Source organism: Bradyrhizobium genosp. A (genome assembly GCF_049949275.1).
In the GTDB taxonomy this organism is placed as follows: domain Bacteria; phylum Pseudomonadota; class Alphaproteobacteria; order Rhizobiales; family Xanthobacteraceae; genus Bradyrhizobium.
The window spans coordinates 5372026-5389469 of sequence record NZ_CP188196.1 but is presented as its reverse complement, the minus strand read 5'-3'; the positions used below and the strand labels follow the sequence as shown (position 1 = coordinate 5389469).

Here is a 17444-nt window from a genome sequence, read left to right as displayed (position 1 = left end):
GGCGGATGTCCGATGGGCGGTCGGCCTCCGACGCTCTCCGCCGCCTTCTAAAGCGCGATGAGATTTGGATGAATCGTCATCGCGCTTTAGGTTGTTGTTTGCGCATGATCTTTCCGGAAAACCGCTTCGCACTTTTCCGGATCATGCTTTAGTCCTTGTCGAACGAAGCCAGGCTCGCTTCGATCGCCTTTTCCACCAGGCGCAGGACGCTCCGTCGGCGATCGTGTCCGCGTACGATGACGGTGGTCTCGCGTCCGTCGACACCGGCGAGCGGATTCCTGCCCTCGAAGGTCTCGACGCGGTAGTCGCTGGTCGGCGCGAGGTCGGAGACGTTCGCGATCTCAATAGTCGCGAGCGTCCGGCGCCGCGTCGACGAGCCGCCCGGCAACAATTCGATCGTGACGAGGATCATGCGTCGCCATCCCCGGCAATCGGGTGATGCTTGAGGATCTCGGTGATCGCCGCCTTGTCGAGATAGCCCGCCGCCTCGAGCTCCACGGCCAAAGCCCGGATGGTCTCGGCGTTCGCGGTCACGATCGTCTTGGCGCGATCGAAGCACCGGTCCAGGCGGTCCCGCACGAGCCGCGCGATCTTGGGGTCGTGCATCATCGCCGTGGCGGAGCGCTCGGAGAACCGCATCAGCCCCATCTCCCCCATGCCGTACGCCAGCTCGATATTGAGCGCGGCGTCCGTGGCCACCGACAGGTCGCTTCGCCGGCGTTCGTCGTCGACACCGGCGCCTGCGGTCGCCATGTCCTCGCCGAGCAGCACGACCTCGGCCGCCCTGCCACCGAGGGCGGTGACGATCGAGTTCTCGATCTGCGCCAGGGTCTGCGGCGCGTAGTCGGCCTCCACGGTCGCCATGCCGCCCTCGTCGGTGATCGAGAGGCTCCGAGGCTCGAACGTCCGGAGCGCCAGACCGACCACGAGATGGCCGCTCTCGTGGACGGCGCAGATGCGCCGCAGCCACTGCGGCAGCGCCGGCCGGACGGTCCTGATCTCGTCGACGACGTCGGCGAGGCAGACTTGGCGGCCGGCGCGCCTGGCGGTCGCGCGCGCGCTCTTGACCCAGGCCTGCACGTCGGCGCCGGTCCGTCCGACCGCGAGCGAGGCCGCCGAGGTGAGTTCGGCATGCGTCAGCGTTCCGGTGCCGAGATAGGATTCGAATATCCGGACGAGGTCGCGGAAATCGGGCAGGGCGAGCTCGATGGCGGTGTCGAGACGTCCCGCGCGCCGTATCGCCGGATCGAGGTGGTCGGGGTGGTTGCACGCGAAGATCACCGCAACGGGATGCGCCCGCAGTTCCGTCAAGGATTCGAGCACCAGAGCGATGATCTGCGTGTAGTAGGGACCCCAGTCGACGTTCTGCAATCGGGACCTATCGCCGAGACCCGAAGCCTCGTCGACGAATAGCAGGCTGGGCGCGCTGCGCTTGGCGCGAGCGACACAATCTTTGATTGCATTCAAAGTTCCGCTCAAATAGGGGTGACTGAACCATTCCGCGACCGACGTCTGAACCAGCGCGATGCCGGTGCTGTAGGCGACGGCGCGGCAGAACGTCGTTTTGCCCGTGCCTGGCGGTCCCGACAGGAGCAGCGACGTGCTTCCCATCTGATCCCAACCAGTAATTCGGTTTTTCCGAAGTGCGCGGAGATCGGTGGCGAAGTTGCTTGCCCAGGTCATCGCGCCGCCGAACCCGTGCAGCGTCTCCAAGCGCGGAACGTCTTGCGCGAGTGCGTTCTTGTCGGCGACCAGCGTCCGCAACCGCTCGACGCTCGCTTCGGCGGTCGTACCGGGGCGGATCGCGAGCGGCAGATCCCCCAGCGCGATTTGCGCCGCGGTCGCCTCGTCTATTTCGGCGGCTTGTCCGGTGACGGCCTCGATGACGAGCGCGAGCGCCGAGGCGTCGATCGGCGGCAGCACCAGGTTGAAGTCGGCGATGCGGATAAGATCCCGGGGCAGATGGGTCTTCGGATCGGGTGCGATCCCGAGAACAATCGCGCCGCCCTGGACGGCCTCGGCCACCTTGTCGTTGCCGCTGTCCGGCCCGTGACCCTTGTTCCGGCCGTTCCGTCCGAAGAGCACTACGCCGCTCGAAATGTTCTCCAGGAAATTGTCCTCGCTCCTGACTTTCGTGCGGGCCTCGAAGACGCAGGTTTCGAGGACCTCCAACGTTGGCGCGACCATTTGCGGATCGTTTGCCGCGACGACGATCACCGATCGGCCGCGGCGCAACGCGTCCGCAAGCCCGTTGGTACCCTCTACCGCTCGCGCGAGCAGAACCGCGGCGAGAGCAACGTCCGCCCGCAGGGCCGCGCGGGGCAGGTCCGCCACTTCGGCACGGATCTCGGATACGAGGTCGAGCGAGAGATCGTCGTCCCGCGCGGCAGACTTGCGGTCTCTCGGCGACAACCTCTCGAGATAGCTCCGAGCCAGCGGATCGGACGGCCTGATTGTCGTGATCATGAAGGTGCTCCTGCTACCGGCGGATCCGGACCATCGTCGACGGCCCGAGCGGAGCCGCGTCGAGATCTGTCTCGAGGAGATCGTCGCAGATCAACCGGAACGCGGATGCCGCGACCTCGGTCGGCAACGGGATGTCGCTCTCTAGTTCGGCGATCGTGAGGGGACCAAGCTCGTCGAGCGCGTCCAGGATCCGGGAACGGATGCGGTGGGATACGGGGAAGTCGCGCCGGCTCCAGATGGCGCGGGCATTGCCGCGTCGCGGTTCGCGTGACGCGGCATCGGCCGCGAGCTCGATGCGGCGAATCCCGCGCTCTTCGAGGCCGGCGTCGAGGGTCTCGGTGTCGGCGGCGCCGCGCGAACGGTGCGCGCACGCCGGATCGAGGAGAAAGCGGCCGTCGGGCCTGTCGACGACGAGGGAGCCGGCGTCGACGACGCGACCGCCGTGGACGACGCGGTGGCAGTACTCCACGGCGCGGATGCCGGGATCGAGGACGGCCTGAATGGCAAGATCCCGCGCGAAGGGCTCGCGGGCTGGGAGGGCGCCGTTAGCCTTGGGAGAAACGACGACGTTGGGCCGCGGGTGGCGGCGGTGGATCATGAACATGGAGCGGAAATGGCTTTCGAACGAGGAACGCGAGGGTTGTTGTGCCGGCGCCGTCGTTTCCGGCGGTCTCGTCGTCGTTCATACGTACTTCCTCGAACTAGGCTGGCGCTCGGGCCGCGACGATCTTCGCGACGCGGACGGTCGTCGGGGGCTGTCGGCGGATCCCGTCGGGTGGACGGGTGTCGCCGAATGTGAGGTCTCGCTCACCCGGCCCGTAGGCGGACATGGACTCCCACCTACGGAGAAGGGTCTCGCCGAGAAGCGTGGTCAGTGATCAGTAGTCCCGCCGCGGTGCGTGGAAGCTACGCGTCAGCGTGACGCGCTGGCGCAGACGGTGGTCACCGAGCGTGGTCCCGAACCACCCGAAGCACTTGAGCCCGTGCGGTCGGGGGCCGCGGAAGGTCGGCTGCGCGCCGATCCTGGTGTTGACGCCGCTCTGGAGCTGGTCGCGATCGAACTTGCCGGCCATGTGCCTTGCATCCTTCTGATTGTCCCGTCCGCAGCTCATCTAGCAGTCCTAGCGACGTGTGTCAAATCTAAATATCTAGACATCTAGATTTATTTTCTGGGCGCTCGGTCCTCTGCGGCATCGAGGAGTGGGGCGACCGGGTCTTCGCCATCGAGAAGCAACGGCGCGACGCTCGTTCCGGCGATCGCCTCCAGATCGCCGACCATTCCGACGGTCAGTTCGATGCATGCTGCGATCTGCGTCTCGCGCTTGGCGAATTGGCGGGTCATGAACTTGCGTTCGCGATCGAGATCGGCACGCATGTCGTCGAACGCCTCGACCAGCGCCTCCACCGTCCGCCGGAACGCGGCGCCGGTCAGATGACGATAGAGCTGCTCCGCTTTCGTCGCTTCGCCGGCGCGGACGACCCGCGCGCGGTTTACCTCCACGAGGGCCTGGCGCAGCGCGACCCCGACGGGAATGGCGCAGCGGGGCGAAACGACCCAGATTCCGTCGATCTGATCGAAGTGCTCGATGCGGTCGGGCAGCGCCTGCGAGACGATGACGGCGGCGTCCGCGCCGCATCGGCGCTGGTCGTCACGCAACTTTCCGAGCCAGGCCGCGTTCCAGGTCTTGGTCCTTTTGAGCTCCCAGACCACGCGTCCTACGGCTTCGCCGACGGCGCCGTTGACCTGCTGGACGATATCGGCCCCCGGCTGTCCGTTGCAGATCGGCTCGACGATGTCGGCGGGGAATCTTGCCTTGAGATCCCGCTCGAGCTCGATCTCCAGCGCTTGGCCTTGGCGGCGCTGCGAGCCCTGTTCGGCTTGCTGCTTCAGCTCCTCGATCGTCCGTTTCATCGTGGCGATGGCGCCGTCACGCTCGGCGATGCGCAGGCGCGCGGTCTCCTCGGCGTCCCGGCGGGCGTCGAAACGAATGGCGTCGAGCGAGGCCCGGACTTTTTCCTCGACGGTCAGCTCGAGCTCGGCCCGGGCGGCGTCCAGCTCGCGCTCCTTCCTGAGGGTTTCCGCTTGCGATCGGTGGGCCTCCGCGAGGCGAGCATCGCTCTTTCGCACGTGATCGCGGAGATCCTGGAGCTCCCGTTCGCGCTGCGCGAGTTCGCTCGCCACCGTTTCCTTCGCCCTGTCCGCCTCCTCGGCGGCGATCCTTGCGCGCTCCGCGGTTAGCCGCCGGGCCAGCTCGGTTTCGACGCTCCGGAGCGCTTCTGCCGCCTTCGCGGCTTCCCCGCGAGCTTTGTCGCGCTCGCGCGTCAGCTGACCGTCCAACTCGTCGAGCCGGACTTTGAAGCCCGCCTTGAGCCGATCGAAGACGGGCGCCGCGAGCGAGTCGGTGAGCTTCATCTCGTGGCTGCATTTCGGACAGCGGATCACCGGTTCGGTGGATGCGGCGGGCGGAAGCGACTTGAAACTCATGAGTGCGTCGGTCTCCCTTCTCGTGAGACTACGCGGCAGGCTTTGCGACCCGACGCGGGGGCGGGGCGTCTATCAGGGGAGACAACGGATGTCAATCAAAACGTCGAGACATCTGAACATCAAGAACTATTTGGATTTCGCTACCGACGGCTGTCGCGTCCTGCCCGGCGCTGGTATCCAGGGCGAAAGGAGTCCGATCATGAGCCCAAAGAAATCCGAGCCGGAAGCCGACGCCTCGCAGGGCGATGCCGAAGAGAAGCGCAAAGCGACGACAATCTATTTGTTTCCCGAGATCCTGTCCGCATTCAAGAAACGCGTGATCGACGAGCCCGAACCCGGTTATGTGATCGTCGAAGAAGCCGTCAAGTTCTACCTCCAGCTCCGTCCGGACGTCGTCAAGGCGCTGTGGAAGGTCGGAAAGGACGAGAGGCAGGCTGAGAAACGCAAGAAGGCGCTGTACAAGGCAGCCGAGGATGCGCTCGCCAGTCAGCTGGAGAAGCTTGGGCTGCTTTGACGCAAAGAAGGATGAAGTATGGACGCAGTTTTACGCACGGCTAGATCATTGATCTTTAGCCCGGTGTAAGCTGATGTTCTGGCAAAGACAGCGTGTAAAAGGTCGATTCCGCGACGCGACGACCGGGATCATGGTTGGCCGGCATCGCCTCTACTTCTTTCATACAGCATCGGTGTTGGTAAACTTTGCATCCGAACTGCCGGAGCAACAGAACCTGGTACGAAACGCATCCGAATTCATTTGCCCGTTTCGGTGGTACACTTTCCGAGGTCGGGGTTCGCGGATGGCCCTACCCCGTCAGATCCTGATTTGAGGCGCTCGTCCGTCTTGGAGTGTTCCAGTCGGACCGCATTGCCTGACGCGTTTTAGATCAACCCTAAACGGAAGATAACTGCCGGTTCATGCATCGTTCAACTCGCTTGGCCTAAACGAGCCCTGCCACCGGGGACAAGAGTGTGAGGTGGACCATGTCGAGTTCTATTGGAAGTTTTGATGCCGTCGGTATCGTGATCGATTGGTTGGACGCGTGTCGTCAGGGACGTCTGGCAGACCTGCTGGAGCTCTATTCCGATCAGGCGTCGCTCGATTGCTGCGACGGTGGCCACTTTGTCGGGCCCACCGGTTTGCTTCGCTATTGGTCGGCCAAGTTGGGCACTGCGACGGAGTCCGCCTTCGAACTGGAGGAACTGATGCCCGAGGGCGACTGCGTTCGCCTCGATTATCGGGATTACGACGGCAGCGCGGTTCGCACGAAGTTCTGGTTTGACGATTTGGGCAATATAACACGAACGCGTTGCGTGCCTCTCGAACGAGCGAGCCCGCATGCCAGGGTAGTCTAGCGTTTACTCGCCGGTTGATCTACGAAATCGTTTCTGGATGGTTAAGCCGCAGTTCTGGCCAAGAATACGTTCAGAACGTGCTGTTTGAGAGCGGCTGAGTCACGTTGTCCTTGCGAGGCAAGCCAAAGAATTCGCTCGGCCACTTCAACCGCGGACCGATGCTGCTGCCGTATGAAAGTCGGACTGGCGAGCACTTCGTCAAGAACGTTGCGTAGCATCTGCACCGTAGCTGCATCATGCGTCATGTGCCGAGTATCCGTTTACCAAAGCAAGCATCAAAGTGAAACTGCTGGCCAACTACGGGACTATCCAAAGATTGATCCGAGTTTTTTGGGGAACGAGATAATTACACCGCCTTTGTTGCCGACCTATGACAACGGATGACCGTGGAGAGCTAGGGAGCTTGCGCCGGGACAGGGGTCCGCAGGAGCGCGGTAGGAACCACAAGATGCGACGCCGCTTATTATCTCGCCGGCTCGTGCGAGTTCATCGTCGATGGCGAAGGAGGCGGTACAGGCGGTAAAGAATCTGGCGCGGATAGACCGACGCACGGTACGAGCGCCGGTCGAGGAGCGCTTCACTTAGGACAGAACGGCGAGAGCCTACGTGCGGCACTATCAGCAACTCGCGACCACCGTATCGAGACCCGCCGCTGCCGTCTCGCATGCCGTTGCCGCCGCCGTACTATGATCGGACATGCCATCGAAATCGTTCGGGGGATCGCGTTCGTCGCATTGCCTTTCGTGACGGAACGTCTGGTGCCGGCGCTTTGAAGCTCTGCGCGTGCCGCACGGCTTCCGGATACGCACTACGGCCTCCGGTCGATACCGCCCGTTTCAGCCGACGCGAGCACGCCGGGCGAGTCCAAGCCGTCGCGACCTGCCGGGGTACGCCGACGCCTCACTTACCGGGGGCAGCGGGTTAGCAGGCAATCGCCGTCGCGGAATGTACGCTGCGCAGGGAAGCCGGACGACGTTCGCCCGGCTGAGCGTCGGGACATCTCGCCAGCCGATGCGCCCTCGGCGTTATCTGATAGCAGCCCGGTTGCGCTTCAGCCCACCCGGGTGCCACTCGAACTTCATTTCGAGACTTCGGTGACGCCGCAAATCGACGGGTTCCGGAGATTTTCGTCCTGAAAGGCCTATCTTAACATTGTTGAATCGCTTCTCCGACCCATTGCGCTACTCTTCCGTTTTTAGGTAGGGGCTATTGCCATGTTTGACACGGTCACAACCGCGCTATTGCGCGCGGTGCACGATGAAGTCTGCGAGAGGGTCTCCCGCCACGAAACCGGTGCTCGCACGCACGTGGCGTCGAAGATCCTGGAGGCTGCGACCCGCGGCAATACCTCCCCAGATGCTCTCCGGCAGGTGGGTCGCGAGGCGTTGTCCGACGCGCCGACGATGTGGCGCTAGGCGAGGCGCGGGGTGAATTTCCAGGTGACGGTCCTGAAGATCCTGGTGAGTTACCCCGACGGTTTCGCGTTGATGGCCGATCTGAAACGGGACATGGCCTTCCTCGCGACCAGTGGTCGAGACTGGGCCGACCGGACCATGCGCGTGGCAGCGCGTGTTCCGGGTCTCGACATCTTTTCCCAACGGTTTGTCGAGCGCCTGAACGGCGGCTGGCGCATAACCGCTGATGGGCGGGACGTGCTCGAATTCATGGAAAGCCGACTGAAGCACGATCAGCCGCTCAAGGCGGCTCGGGCGGAGCCGGTTGTGGAGGCGGTCCCCCTGCCGCGCCAGCCCGCCGACCGGGCATTTTGGCGACGCCGACGTCGCGAACGGCGTCGCGCGGCTCGCGAGCGGGTCCGGGCGGCTTCTTGATACCGTCGCATCCATGGAGACCCCAACAGGAAGGCCGCCGTTCGCCCGGTGCTCGAAAATCTGGACCGTCGAGTGCCTCTGAGTCCAGGTGCTTGTGACCATGCGCATCCACGTTTGTCATTCGGCGTACTGTTTGACCCCCCCTTTCGGCGCCCAAGCGTGACCCCCGCCAGCCGCTGGTTTCCTTCACGGCGGCAACAACTTTAAGCGGGGTGGGTGGGTCAGCGTTGGAAGCCGATTGAGGGTGAACTAGCGCGCCGATTCACAGCCAGGATTTCTCTTAGCGAAGCTTCTTAGCGCGATAGTATCTCGAGCCCGGCACACTGGCTTTCGAGATACTCGTGCCGCATGAAGACGCGGATACGGTCATGCTGTACGAAGTTTACGCATCTAGCGGAGCATTCGATGCTCACTTGACCGGGCCCTCGATCCAACAGATGGAGCGCAACTCCGCTGGCCCGCAAGTAAGCCTCAGCGGCGTGCTTTGTGGTTCAGCCGATTGACTGACTGTAAATCGGTTCCTCGCCGCGGGAAGGCGAGGCGCGGGCTTTAATCGTGCCGGGTCGATGCCAAGTTTATCGCGCAAGAGGTCCACAGGCGGATAAATCGCTGTCCTCGTTTCCCGCTAATCAACTGCGAGGCGAGAATCCACAGAAACTCACGCAAAAGCGAAATTGTCTTATGGCGAGCTTCGCCAGAGCTGTGGCCAATCTGCGCAAACACTTGAGGCGTCGGTAGCGATGGCTACACGATCTTTCAATTTGGCCCGTTGACCTTCTTTAAGCCTGTCGATTGCTGGCGAGCTCGATTAGTAACTGGCGAAGAAGGAGAGGGGGATGGCGGCGCGCGGCTCTGGCCCAAACGCTGTCGACGATCTGCGAACGGTTACAAAGCGTTCGAAAGAAACAACGCTATCTGCGCCTTCGCGGCGCGCTGATCGTCAGCAGCATTTCGGACCCGCATCATATGGTTCTTCGTATGTTCGCTCTCGAAGAGTGTCGCAGACGTGACCCGCGGGGAAAAGCACACGATGAACGTCGTCGCGGCGGCTCATCCTTCCTTAGACAATTCGCTCTCGAGCCCGCCGACGTGCTTCTGCGTGTAAAGCTCGAGGCCGATGCGCGCAATCAGGTCGAGTTGCACCTCAAGAAAATCAATATGGTGTTCCTCGTCCTTCATCAGATCTTCAAACAGGTCGCGCGAGACATAGTCCTTGACACCGTGGCAATAGGTCGCCGCCTCCTCGTAGAGGCCTCGGGCGCTAACCTCTGTGGCAAGATCGCACTCGATGATTTCCTTGACGTTCTGACCGATTCGCAAGGGATCGAGCACCTGCATATTAGGAAAGCCTTCGAGAAAGAGGATGCGGTCGGTAAAGCGATCGGCATGCTGCATCTCTTCAATGGATTCCTTGCGCCACTGCTTGGCCAATTCCAGCAAACCCCAGTTGTTCAGCACTCGAAAGTGCAGCCAGTACTGGTTGATTGCAGTAAGCTCGTGGCGCAGGCCCTTGTTGAGATAATCGATGACGGCTGGGTCGCCCTGCATGGTGGACCTCTGAGCTTCGCGCTAAATTGCCTTAGACCGCTTCTAAATGACAATTAGCCGGGGAGCAACCCTCCGAGGCCGGGACTGCGGACCCCGAAGTCTAATCAAATACCTGGAAACTGTGTTGGCGCCGTCCGCAGGGCCGTTGCAGAGGGTTTGTCCGATCTGGTTCGCCTGTGGGAGCATCCCACGCAATGAGCATCCCAGCAGGCGCCAATCGTCTCGTCAATGATGCTGTTAATGGTGCGCGCACACCGGCCGCATTCTGCTCTACAGCCGAGGCAATCGTATATCTGCTTGGCACTACAGGGATGTTGGTCTGCAGCATTTATCACCCTACGAACATCATGGTCACTGAGGAAGTTACAGGAGCAAACGATCATGAGAATGGATAGGTCCTTCGATTGATGCGCAGGTGTCCTGACATTTAGATATGGACGACCGCACCAGACACGAAAGAAAAACCCGGATTTTCAAGCGATTCAAAACTGACGCCGAACCAAAGAGAGAATGATCTGAAATCTTCTGGTGACACAGGCACAAGCTGCCAACGCGGAGGCATCGTGCACTCCCATGTTGGGGTACAAGCGCTTGACCAGCTGCACTGATCATCGCGGCCTTATTGAGCGCACGTCGTCTGTTTCGGATCTATCGGTGAGCCCGCTACGAGGGGCGCGCTAGGCGCATCGAGCTGGACCGTTGCCGTCATGCCGGCGACCAGGCGTACACCGGCGGGTAGCTGATCAATCCGGATGTGCACAGGCACGCGTTGCGCAAGGCGCACCCAGGTGAATATAGGGTTGACCGTGGCAAGTCCTTGTGGATCGGATTGTGCGTTCGAGACGTTGATGCCGCGCGCGACGCTACTAACCTCACCTCGAACGATCCTGCTGTAGCCCATGAATTTGATGCTGGCGGGATCGCCTTCATGCACGGAGGCAAGTTGCGTTTCCTCAAAATACGCGTCCACCCAGAAGGAATCAGCGTCGACGATAGAGATCGTGTTCCGCCCAACGGTAGCATAGTCGCCCAGCCGCGCCAGAAGGTTGGTCGCCCACCCATTCACAGGTGAGCGGATCTCGGTACGCTCCAGATTGACCTTGGCCTGATCGCGGCTGGCGACCGCCTGCTGATATTGCGCCCGGATCGCGGCTGCGTTGGCCTCGTAGGTCTGTCTGTCTTCGACGGTCTCTGCCAGATCGGTCATCACGCGACGCCGCTCTGCTTGTCGCTGCGCATTATCTGCCGTCGCCTGAGCCTGCGCGACCGCTTCATCGGCCAACCGGTGAGCGATCCTGTAGTTGGTCGGGTCGATCACCAGCAGCAGATCGCCTTTATGAACGAACTGATTGTCGGCGATCGGTAGTTCAACAATGCGGCCTGCGACCTCGGGCGCCATGGTGACAACATAGGTCCGCACCGTGGCGTCGCGCGTCCACGGCGCTGTCATATAGTCGTCCCACATCGCCCAGCCTAGCAACGCGGCTAGTCCCGTCGCGGCGAGAGTGATCGATAGCGACATAAGTCGGACCAGCAACTCGTGCATCTTGCGCACAGCCGGCTCGACAGCGTGGACAACACGAGAATCCGCACTCTTGCCATCCGGTTCGGTTTCGGTATCGGACATTGCGTTCTCAGCGTGAAATGACGAGTACGGTTGACGACAGCACGATGACGTATACCGCAAACACAAACAGAGCCGGATGCCAGACGTGGACCAGCAAACCAAAACGGACTGCGATCCTGCGCAGTGCGACCGTAGCGAACCATGCTGCTACCATCAGCACAGAGATCGGCGCGACATAGACACCGAGCAGGTTGATCTCGACGAACCTCAATGGGATGCTCCCGTGTCGAAATAATCGCGGTGCTGAACGAGAGCGTCGCAGAGCCCGAGGATCCGGCCGCGCTCTCGCATGACCAAGTAAGATTGCTTGTCGCACTCGCTGAACGAGGCAAGATGCTCGTCAAGGCGGGTCAGCTGCGCCGTAGCGGCGGCACTGTCTCCTCGCGCCAGGGCCCCGAGCGCCTCGTCGAGCTCCGAAAGCGGGCCGAGTTGAGGCGCGATCTGACGAAGTTGGATGATGTCGACCCCCACCGACAGCGCAGTGACGAGCTGCGCCCGTTGCAGCGGCTCGGCCTGGTCCGGCAAGGCTGCTAGGCGGGTGCAAATGCGGCCTTCCCAATCGCCTCGTTGGAGGGCGCCCGCCGCTAGGTTGCGCAGGTCACGCCGAGTCAGTGCCAGCAGTCGCCGGCTCCGCGCTGCTGGGGACAGGGGCGGGAGCAGACGAAATGATAGCGCCGCGACGCCGCATCCTGCAACGATCGCTAACGCCGCGTTGTAGAATTGCACCATGTCGTAGCTCATCTGATTCGCGGGCGCGAGCACCGGCAAGAGGTTGCCGGCCATGGCGGCAAACATCGGTGCCTGCCATGATTGAGCCATCAGAGCCCCCATAGGTATCAGACAGAGGCCCATCAAAATGCTGAAGCCGGCGAAGGTCTCCACGTTCGGCAATTCTGCGAACGTAAGGATCGCGGCAAAGACAGCGGCAAGGCCGACGCCCACCATGAAGCTCATAGCAATCGCGTAGGCCGCGTCGGCTTTCGGAGCGAAGACGATGACCGAAATGGCTGTAAACGTGATGGCGGTGGCGCCGTTGGGCCATGCGGTCAGTATCCAGAAGACTTCGACGGCGCCGATGGTCAGAAATGTGCGGGCCGCGTTGACAAGGGCCGGCAACCAATCGGGCACGTGGAGGGTTACGCGCGGGCGACGGCGGGGGCGAACTGGCTCTGCAGCCAGCAATGCCAACCCATCGAGCACATCAGATAGGCCCGCAAGCACTTTGGCGGTCTCGTCGGCCAGCAGCCGCGGCGACGGTGCGCTCGCTGGCATGGCAATAAGCTTCCGTATCGCCGCGTCACATAGCCGACGCATTCCAATTGGGTCCGCGATCCAATCTGTCGGTTGGGTCCGATTAAGCGAGGATCGCAACAATTGTGGAACACAATCCAGCACGGGCTCGGCTTCCTTTCGGGCCGCGTCGTTGGGCAGCTGCGCAAGCCGCGCCGCGACGCCGCGCCAGGCGGCGAGAACGGCAAACAGGCCATCGACCGCGGCCTGCAGCACCGGCGAATGATACCGAAGAGTCGAGGACTCTCCGATGGCCTCGTCTATCACGGGGTCAAGCGCAATGACCTGTCGGATGAACTCGCGGCGAACCGGCTGCATCGACAAAGTCGGCGCTGTAAGCGTCAGGGTAGAGGCAAACCTGTTTGCAATGTCAGCTGAGAGAGCTCCGAGCAGTGCTGCGAGCTTCCGCCGGGAACCACCGAAATCAGTTCCGGCGAGCACGATACCGGCGCAAACGATGCCGATCCAGATCTCGCTGACGCGGGTGATGGCAATTGTGAAGGCAAGGCCATTGGTACCACCAGTCGCCCCGAGCTCATCGGCAGCGATGATAGCGGCCGTGTAGCCGGCCAGGGCTGCCGCGTAGGTCGCGAAATTGCGCAGCAGCGTTGCAACCAGCGTGCAGACTGCGCCCCACAGCGCGAGACCGATGAGAAAGCCTGCGCGGTTTTGCGGAAACCACGCCGTCAGCACCACGATCGCGGCTGCTCCCACTAACGTGCCGATCATGCGGAACCAACCCTTTCGCAGAGACGCGCCGAGATGCGGCTGGCAAACCAGCGCTGCGGTGGTCCCCGCCCAAGAAGGGCTATCAAGCTGAAGCCAGAACGCGACGTAGAGGGCGAAACAGACGGAGACCCACAGCCGAACGCCGAAGAGCAGTGGCGGGCCGGCGGCCCGCGCAGCATTGACAGAAGTTGCCCTCCAACTGCTCATCCCGGCCCGGTGCGGCGCTAATCCGCGCAGATCGTGCAAGGTCGGCTCCATCAGCTCTCCTTATGTTGCCGAAGCCCGCCGGCGCGGATCAAAGCCCCCGACCTTCACGCCTCGTCAGGACCAGGCGATGAAAGCCTGGCGGTCGGGGAAATTGCCAAATCGGTCGCAAACCAGCTTAAGGCCGCGGATTCCCACGACGCCCAGGCCGCACTGTCACTGACAAACTCGGTAGTTACCTCCGCCGACCGCTGCGGAGCAGCAAACATGCTCCACTCATTTAGCCGCCGCGACGTAAGGCTTGACCATCTTGGCCGGGTCTACCACGCGGTCGAACGTGTGCTCGTCTACAAAACCGAGCTTCAAGGCTGCCTCTTTAAGTGTGAGATCGTGCTCCATCGCGTGGTGCGCAATCTTTGAGGCCCTGTCGTAGCCGATCACTGGCGTAAGCGCCGTGACCAGCATGAGTGAGCGGTCCACGTTTTCTTTGATCTTCTTCCGGTTGGGCTGCGTTCCCTCGATGAGGAACTTGCGGAAGTTGGTGCATCCGTCGGTCAGAATTGCAAGCGATTGGGCGATGTTGGCGATCATCAGCGGCTTGTAGACGTTCATCTCCAGGTAGCCGCCCGCGCCCCCGAAGCCCACCGCGACATCGTTGGCCATAACCTGCACGGCGATCATCGTCAGCGCTTCAGCCTGGGTTGGATTGACCTTGCCGGGCATGATTGACGAGCCGGGCTCATTCTCCGGGATCAGCAGCTCCGCGAAACCGGCACGGGGTCCACATGACATCAATCGGATATCGTTGCCGATCTTGTAGAGCGATACCGCAAGCGTTCGCAGCGTTCCGGACAACTGGACCAGCGCGTCGTGAGCACCCTGGACCGCAAACTTATTCGGCGCCGTCACGAACGGCAGCCCAGTGTACCGGGCGATCTCGCCAGCCACCGCTTCGGCAAAGCCTGGCGCAGCATTTATTCCTGTCCCGACTGCGGTGCCGCCTAATGCCAGTTGATAGACGCCTCTGAGCGCATGCTCGACCCGAGTCAGGTTATCGGATAGCATCCCCGCATAGCCCGACCACTCCTGGCCCAGCGTTAGCGGCGTCGCATCCTGCATGTGAGTCCGGCCGATCTTGACGATGTCGTTCCAATGCGCCGCCTTAGTTGTAATGGCGTCGCGCAGCGCGGCAACCGCCGGAATCAAACGGCGCTTGGTATTGACGGCGGCCGCTATATGCATGGCTGATGGAAAGCTGTCGTTCGAAGATTGCGACATGTTGACATGATCGTTCGGATGCACTGGACTCTTGCTGCCAAGCGGAGTTCCGTCGAGCTGACAGCAGAGATTCGATACGACCTCGTTGACGTTCATGTTGAACTGAGTGCCGCTTCCGGTCATCCAGACGTGCAGCGGAAACATGTCGAGATGTTCGCCAGCAAGAATCTCGTCGCACGCTCGCGTAATCAGGTCATGAGCTTGATCGGGTAGGCGCCCCCCCGCTTGGTTCGCGGCGGCCGCGCTGCGCTTAAGGATCGCGTATGCCGCGATCATTTCTCGGGGTATCAGATCCTGCCCGATGCTGAAATGCTCCAACGAGCGCTGGGTCTGCGCTCCCCACAACTTATCAGCAGGAATTTCAACTTGACCCATACTATCAGTTTCAATCCTAACGCTCGTCATATCGTTCTCCCTTCGGTAGATTGGTAGCCTCTGCGTCGTGCAGCGCAGCGAATAGGCCCAAGGCTATCGCGAAAAGCGCAAGGGCAGCCGGCAGCTTGAGGGACTGCAGGCCGAAAGCGGCCTCGGATGCTGCACCTACGGTGCAGCCGAACAGGAAGCCGGCGATCGCCGGCCAAGTGTTGCCGGCGCGTTCGCGCGCCGAGGCAATGTCGCGCGCATCGCGACTGAGCAGCATCCCTACGACATCCATGGTGAAGATGGTTATGTTGGTCGTCATCGCCGCCGTGGATGACGCTCCCCTCAGCGAGATCCGCACGAGCGCGTTCTGAACGGCCATTGCGCAGACGCCCAGCATTCCGGCAAAGATCATGCGTGCCGAGGCGGGATCAACACCCCGATCAGCATCGACGCAAACATTGAAGAGGGCCAAAAGTAGAAGGAACTGCAGGAACAACAAAGGCAGGAGGGAACGGATTCGGATCCGCGCCAGTCCAGCGGCCAATAGTGTGGTCAATGCAAGCGCGATGATGAATACTGGCACGGCGATCAAATATGCCAACGGGGCCTGCTCGCCTGCGACCAGCCTGGCAGCGAGAAACACAAGATTGCCCGTGATATGGGCCGTGAATAGACCGCCCAGCCCGAGAAAACCGATAACATCCACACTCCCCGCGATAACACCCAGCAAAAAAAGGAGCAGCTTCGCCGCAAGTGAGCCGACGGATGGTACCGGCACGTCTCTTTTCGCGGAATCATTATGGAGGTCGGGATGAGCGCCGTCGTTCATTAATGAGGACCGGTTGACCATTGCCTCAAACCCCTACGCATCAATGCAGCTTCACCGGCGGATTGGTCCGACGGGCTAGTGCCCGGGCCAGCAGACTGAGCACGGCAAACAAGGTGCCGCCCACGGCGCGGTCGTGCATCAGGCGCAGGGTACGGTACATGAACCGGGCGAACAGGCCCTCGACGAAGATGTTGCGCACCAACGGGAAGCCCATCAAATTCCCAACCGTGCTCCATCTGCCGAGCGAAACCAGCGAGCCAAAGTCCCGGTATTTGTAGAGTTGCAGTTCCTTACTACGCAGCCGCCGTTCAATCTGGCGCGCCATATGCGCCGCCTCCTGATGCGCCGCCTGCGCCCGCGGAGGCACCGGGGCCGGGCTGCCCGCGTGCCGCGGACAATCTGAGCAGTCGCCAATCGCGAAGATGGCCGGATCGCGCGTCGTCTGTAATGTTCGCTCGACGACAAGCTGATTGATACGATTGGTTTCAAGTCCATCCAGCCGCCGCAAAACGTCAGGCGCTTTGACGCCAGCCGCCCATACCACGAGTTCCGATGCAATGAAGGAGCCGTCTGCGAGCATGAGCCCCTTAGCCGTCACCTCCGTAACCTTGGCGCTGATGCAAACCCCGACGCCCATGCGCTCAAGTAGTCGGTGCGTCGCTTCGGAGATGCGCTCCGGCAAGCCAGGCAGGATGCGCTTCGCGGCCTCGATCAGGACGATACGAATGTCCCGCTCCGGATCGATGCGATCGAGCCCATAGGCGACCACCTCTCGGGTCGTGCTGTAAAGCTCCGCGGCAAGTTCGCTCCCGGTCGCTCCGGCCCCGACGATCGCCACGTGAAGCTGGCCCGGCCGTACCGGGCCCGGCTGCGTCTGAGCCCGCAAGAAGGCGTTGACGAGGCGCCGGTTGAAACGCTCGGCTTGGACCGGGTTTTCCAGCGGCACTGCATAATCGGCAACGCCGCGGGTCCCGAAATCATTGGTTACGCTGCCGATCGCGATCACCAATGTGTCGTATCCGAGCGAGCGCTGTGGAGTGATCTGGCGCCCTTCGTCGTCGAAAGTGGCGGCAAGGTGCACTTCCTGCCTGGCGCGATCAAGCCCGATCATCTCGCCGAAGCAATAGTGGAAGCCGTGCCAATGCGCCTGTGCGAGGTAGTTCACTTCGTATTCGCCGGGGTCTATGCTCCCCGCTGCCACCGAGTGAAGGAGCGGCTTCCATAGATGGGTCCGCGTGCATTCGACCAACGTGACCGACGCCCGCGAGCGCCTGCCTAGGCGATCGCCGAGCCGGGTGACGAGTTCGAGCCCTGCCGCCCCGCCTCCGACGACCACGACGCGGTGGAGTGTTGTCTTGCCAGCGCGCGTCGACGTCCTGGTGCTCGTCTCTGGGCGCACCAAATTCTGATCGGTCTGACGATCCAGGATTTCGGTCATCTATT

The 17444-nt window shown here is 62.0% G+C and carries 18 protein-coding genes; 5 read left to right on the top strand and 13 right to left on the bottom strand.

Translation table 11 applies throughout. From position 1 onward, the window contains the following. Positions 1–148: 148 nt before the first annotated feature. The 5 genes from ACP2YP_RS25155 to ACP2YP_RS25135 form a co-directional block, all read right to left on the bottom strand. The gene (locus ACP2YP_RS25155) at positions 149–412 is read right to left on the bottom strand and encodes a hypothetical protein (RefSeq protein ID WP_426418973.1); all 264 of its coding nucleotides are present in this window, start codon (positions 410–412) and stop codon (positions 149–151) included. Next, positions 409–2334, bottom strand: coding sequence for an AAA family ATPase (locus ACP2YP_RS25150; RefSeq protein WP_426418972.1), 1926 nt, complete (start codon positions 2332–2334; stop codon positions 409–411). The genes ACP2YP_RS25155 and ACP2YP_RS25150 overlap by 4 nt, the downstream gene beginning before the upstream one ends. A 145-nt stretch (positions 2335–2479) precedes the next feature. Further along, positions 2480–3070, bottom strand: a complete 591-nt coding sequence (locus ACP2YP_RS25145) for a hypothetical protein (RefSeq protein ID WP_426418971.1) — start codon at positions 3068–3070, stop codon at positions 2480–2482. Between the two features lie 274 nt (positions 3071–3344). Next, on the bottom strand, positions 3345–3578 hold the full coding sequence (locus ACP2YP_RS25140; RefSeq protein ID WP_426418970.1) for a hypothetical protein: 234 nt from the start codon (positions 3576–3578) through the stop codon (positions 3345–3347). A gap of 50 nt (positions 3579–3628) precedes the next feature. Continuing rightward, complete coding sequence (locus tag ACP2YP_RS25135) at positions 3629–4879, bottom strand: DUF2130 domain-containing protein (RefSeq protein WP_426418969.1); 1251 nt, start codon at positions 4877–4879, stop codon at positions 3629–3631. Between ACP2YP_RS25135 and ACP2YP_RS25130 the strand changes: the two genes are divergently transcribed. From ACP2YP_RS25130 to ACP2YP_RS25110, 5 genes are all read left to right on the top strand, one after another. Then, positions 4869–5465 (top strand): hypothetical protein, encoded by a 597-nt coding sequence (locus ACP2YP_RS25130; RefSeq protein ID WP_426418968.1) that lies wholly within the window; start codon positions 4869–4871, stop codon positions 5463–5465. The genes ACP2YP_RS25135 and ACP2YP_RS25130 overlap by 11 nt on opposite strands. A 467-nt stretch (positions 5466–5932) precedes the next feature. Then, entirely contained in the window at positions 5933–6304 is a 372-nt protein-coding gene (locus ACP2YP_RS25125) for a nuclear transport factor 2 family protein (protein ID WP_426418967.1), read from the top strand. A 1214-nt stretch (positions 6305–7518) separates the two neighbouring features. Then, on the top strand, positions 7519–7719 hold the full coding sequence (locus ACP2YP_RS25120) for a hypothetical protein (RefSeq protein WP_426418966.1): 201 nt from the start codon (positions 7519–7521) through the stop codon (positions 7717–7719). A gap of 12 nt (positions 7720–7731) precedes the next feature. Further along, on the top strand, positions 7732–8133 hold the full coding sequence (locus ACP2YP_RS25115; protein WP_426418965.1) for a hypothetical protein: 402 nt from the start codon (positions 7732–7734) through the stop codon (positions 8131–8133). 368 nt (positions 8134–8501) lie between these two features. Further along, positions 8502–8636: a hypothetical protein gene (locus tag ACP2YP_RS25110; protein WP_426418964.1), complete on the top strand. Its 135-nt coding sequence runs from the start codon at positions 8502–8504 to the stop codon at positions 8634–8636. Positions 8637–9183: 547 nt separating this feature from the next. Here the strand turns inward: ACP2YP_RS25110 and bfr are convergent. The 8 genes from bfr to ACP2YP_RS25070 form a co-directional block, all read right to left on the bottom strand. Next, positions 9184–9681 carry a bacterioferritin gene (bfr, locus tag ACP2YP_RS25105; RefSeq protein WP_426418963.1) on the bottom strand — a complete coding sequence of 166 codons (498 nt, stop codon included), beginning with the start codon at positions 9679–9681 and terminating at the stop codon, positions 9184–9186. 104 nt (positions 9682–9785) lie between these two features. Continuing rightward, positions 9786–10064 carry a (2Fe-2S)-binding protein gene (locus ACP2YP_RS25100; RefSeq protein WP_426418962.1) on the bottom strand — a complete coding sequence of 93 codons (279 nt, stop codon included), beginning with the start codon at positions 10062–10064 and terminating at the stop codon, positions 9786–9788. A 236-nt stretch (positions 10065–10300) separates the two neighbouring features. Next, the gene (locus tag ACP2YP_RS25095) at positions 10301–11308 is read right to left on the bottom strand and encodes an efflux RND transporter periplasmic adaptor subunit (RefSeq protein ID WP_426418961.1); all 1008 of its coding nucleotides are present in this window, start codon (positions 11306–11308) and stop codon (positions 10301–10303) included. 7 nt (positions 11309–11315) lie between these two features. After that, complete coding sequence (locus ACP2YP_RS25090) at positions 11316–11519, bottom strand: DUF1656 domain-containing protein (RefSeq protein WP_426418960.1); 204 nt, start codon at positions 11517–11519, stop codon at positions 11316–11318. Continuing rightward, positions 11516–13585: an FUSC family protein gene (locus ACP2YP_RS25085; protein ID WP_426418959.1), complete on the bottom strand. Its 2070-nt coding sequence runs from the start codon at positions 13583–13585 to the stop codon at positions 11516–11518. The genes ACP2YP_RS25090 and ACP2YP_RS25085 overlap by 4 nt, the downstream gene beginning before the upstream one ends. A gap of 222 nt (positions 13586–13807) precedes the next feature. Further along, the gene (gene fumC / locus ACP2YP_RS25080) at positions 13808–15214 is read right to left on the bottom strand and encodes a class II fumarate hydratase (RefSeq protein WP_426418958.1); all 1407 of its coding nucleotides are present in this window, start codon (positions 15212–15214) and stop codon (positions 13808–13810) included. Next, positions 15201–16022, bottom strand: coding sequence for a YoaK family protein (locus tag ACP2YP_RS25075; RefSeq protein WP_426418957.1), 822 nt, complete (start codon positions 16020–16022; stop codon positions 15201–15203). The genes fumC and ACP2YP_RS25075 overlap by 14 nt, the downstream gene beginning before the upstream one ends. Before the next feature lie 19 nt (positions 16023–16041). Next, complete coding sequence (locus tag ACP2YP_RS25070) at positions 16042–17439, bottom strand: NAD(P)/FAD-dependent oxidoreductase (protein ID WP_426418956.1); 1398 nt, start codon at positions 17437–17439, stop codon at positions 16042–16044. Positions 17440–17444 lie beyond the last annotated feature (5 nt).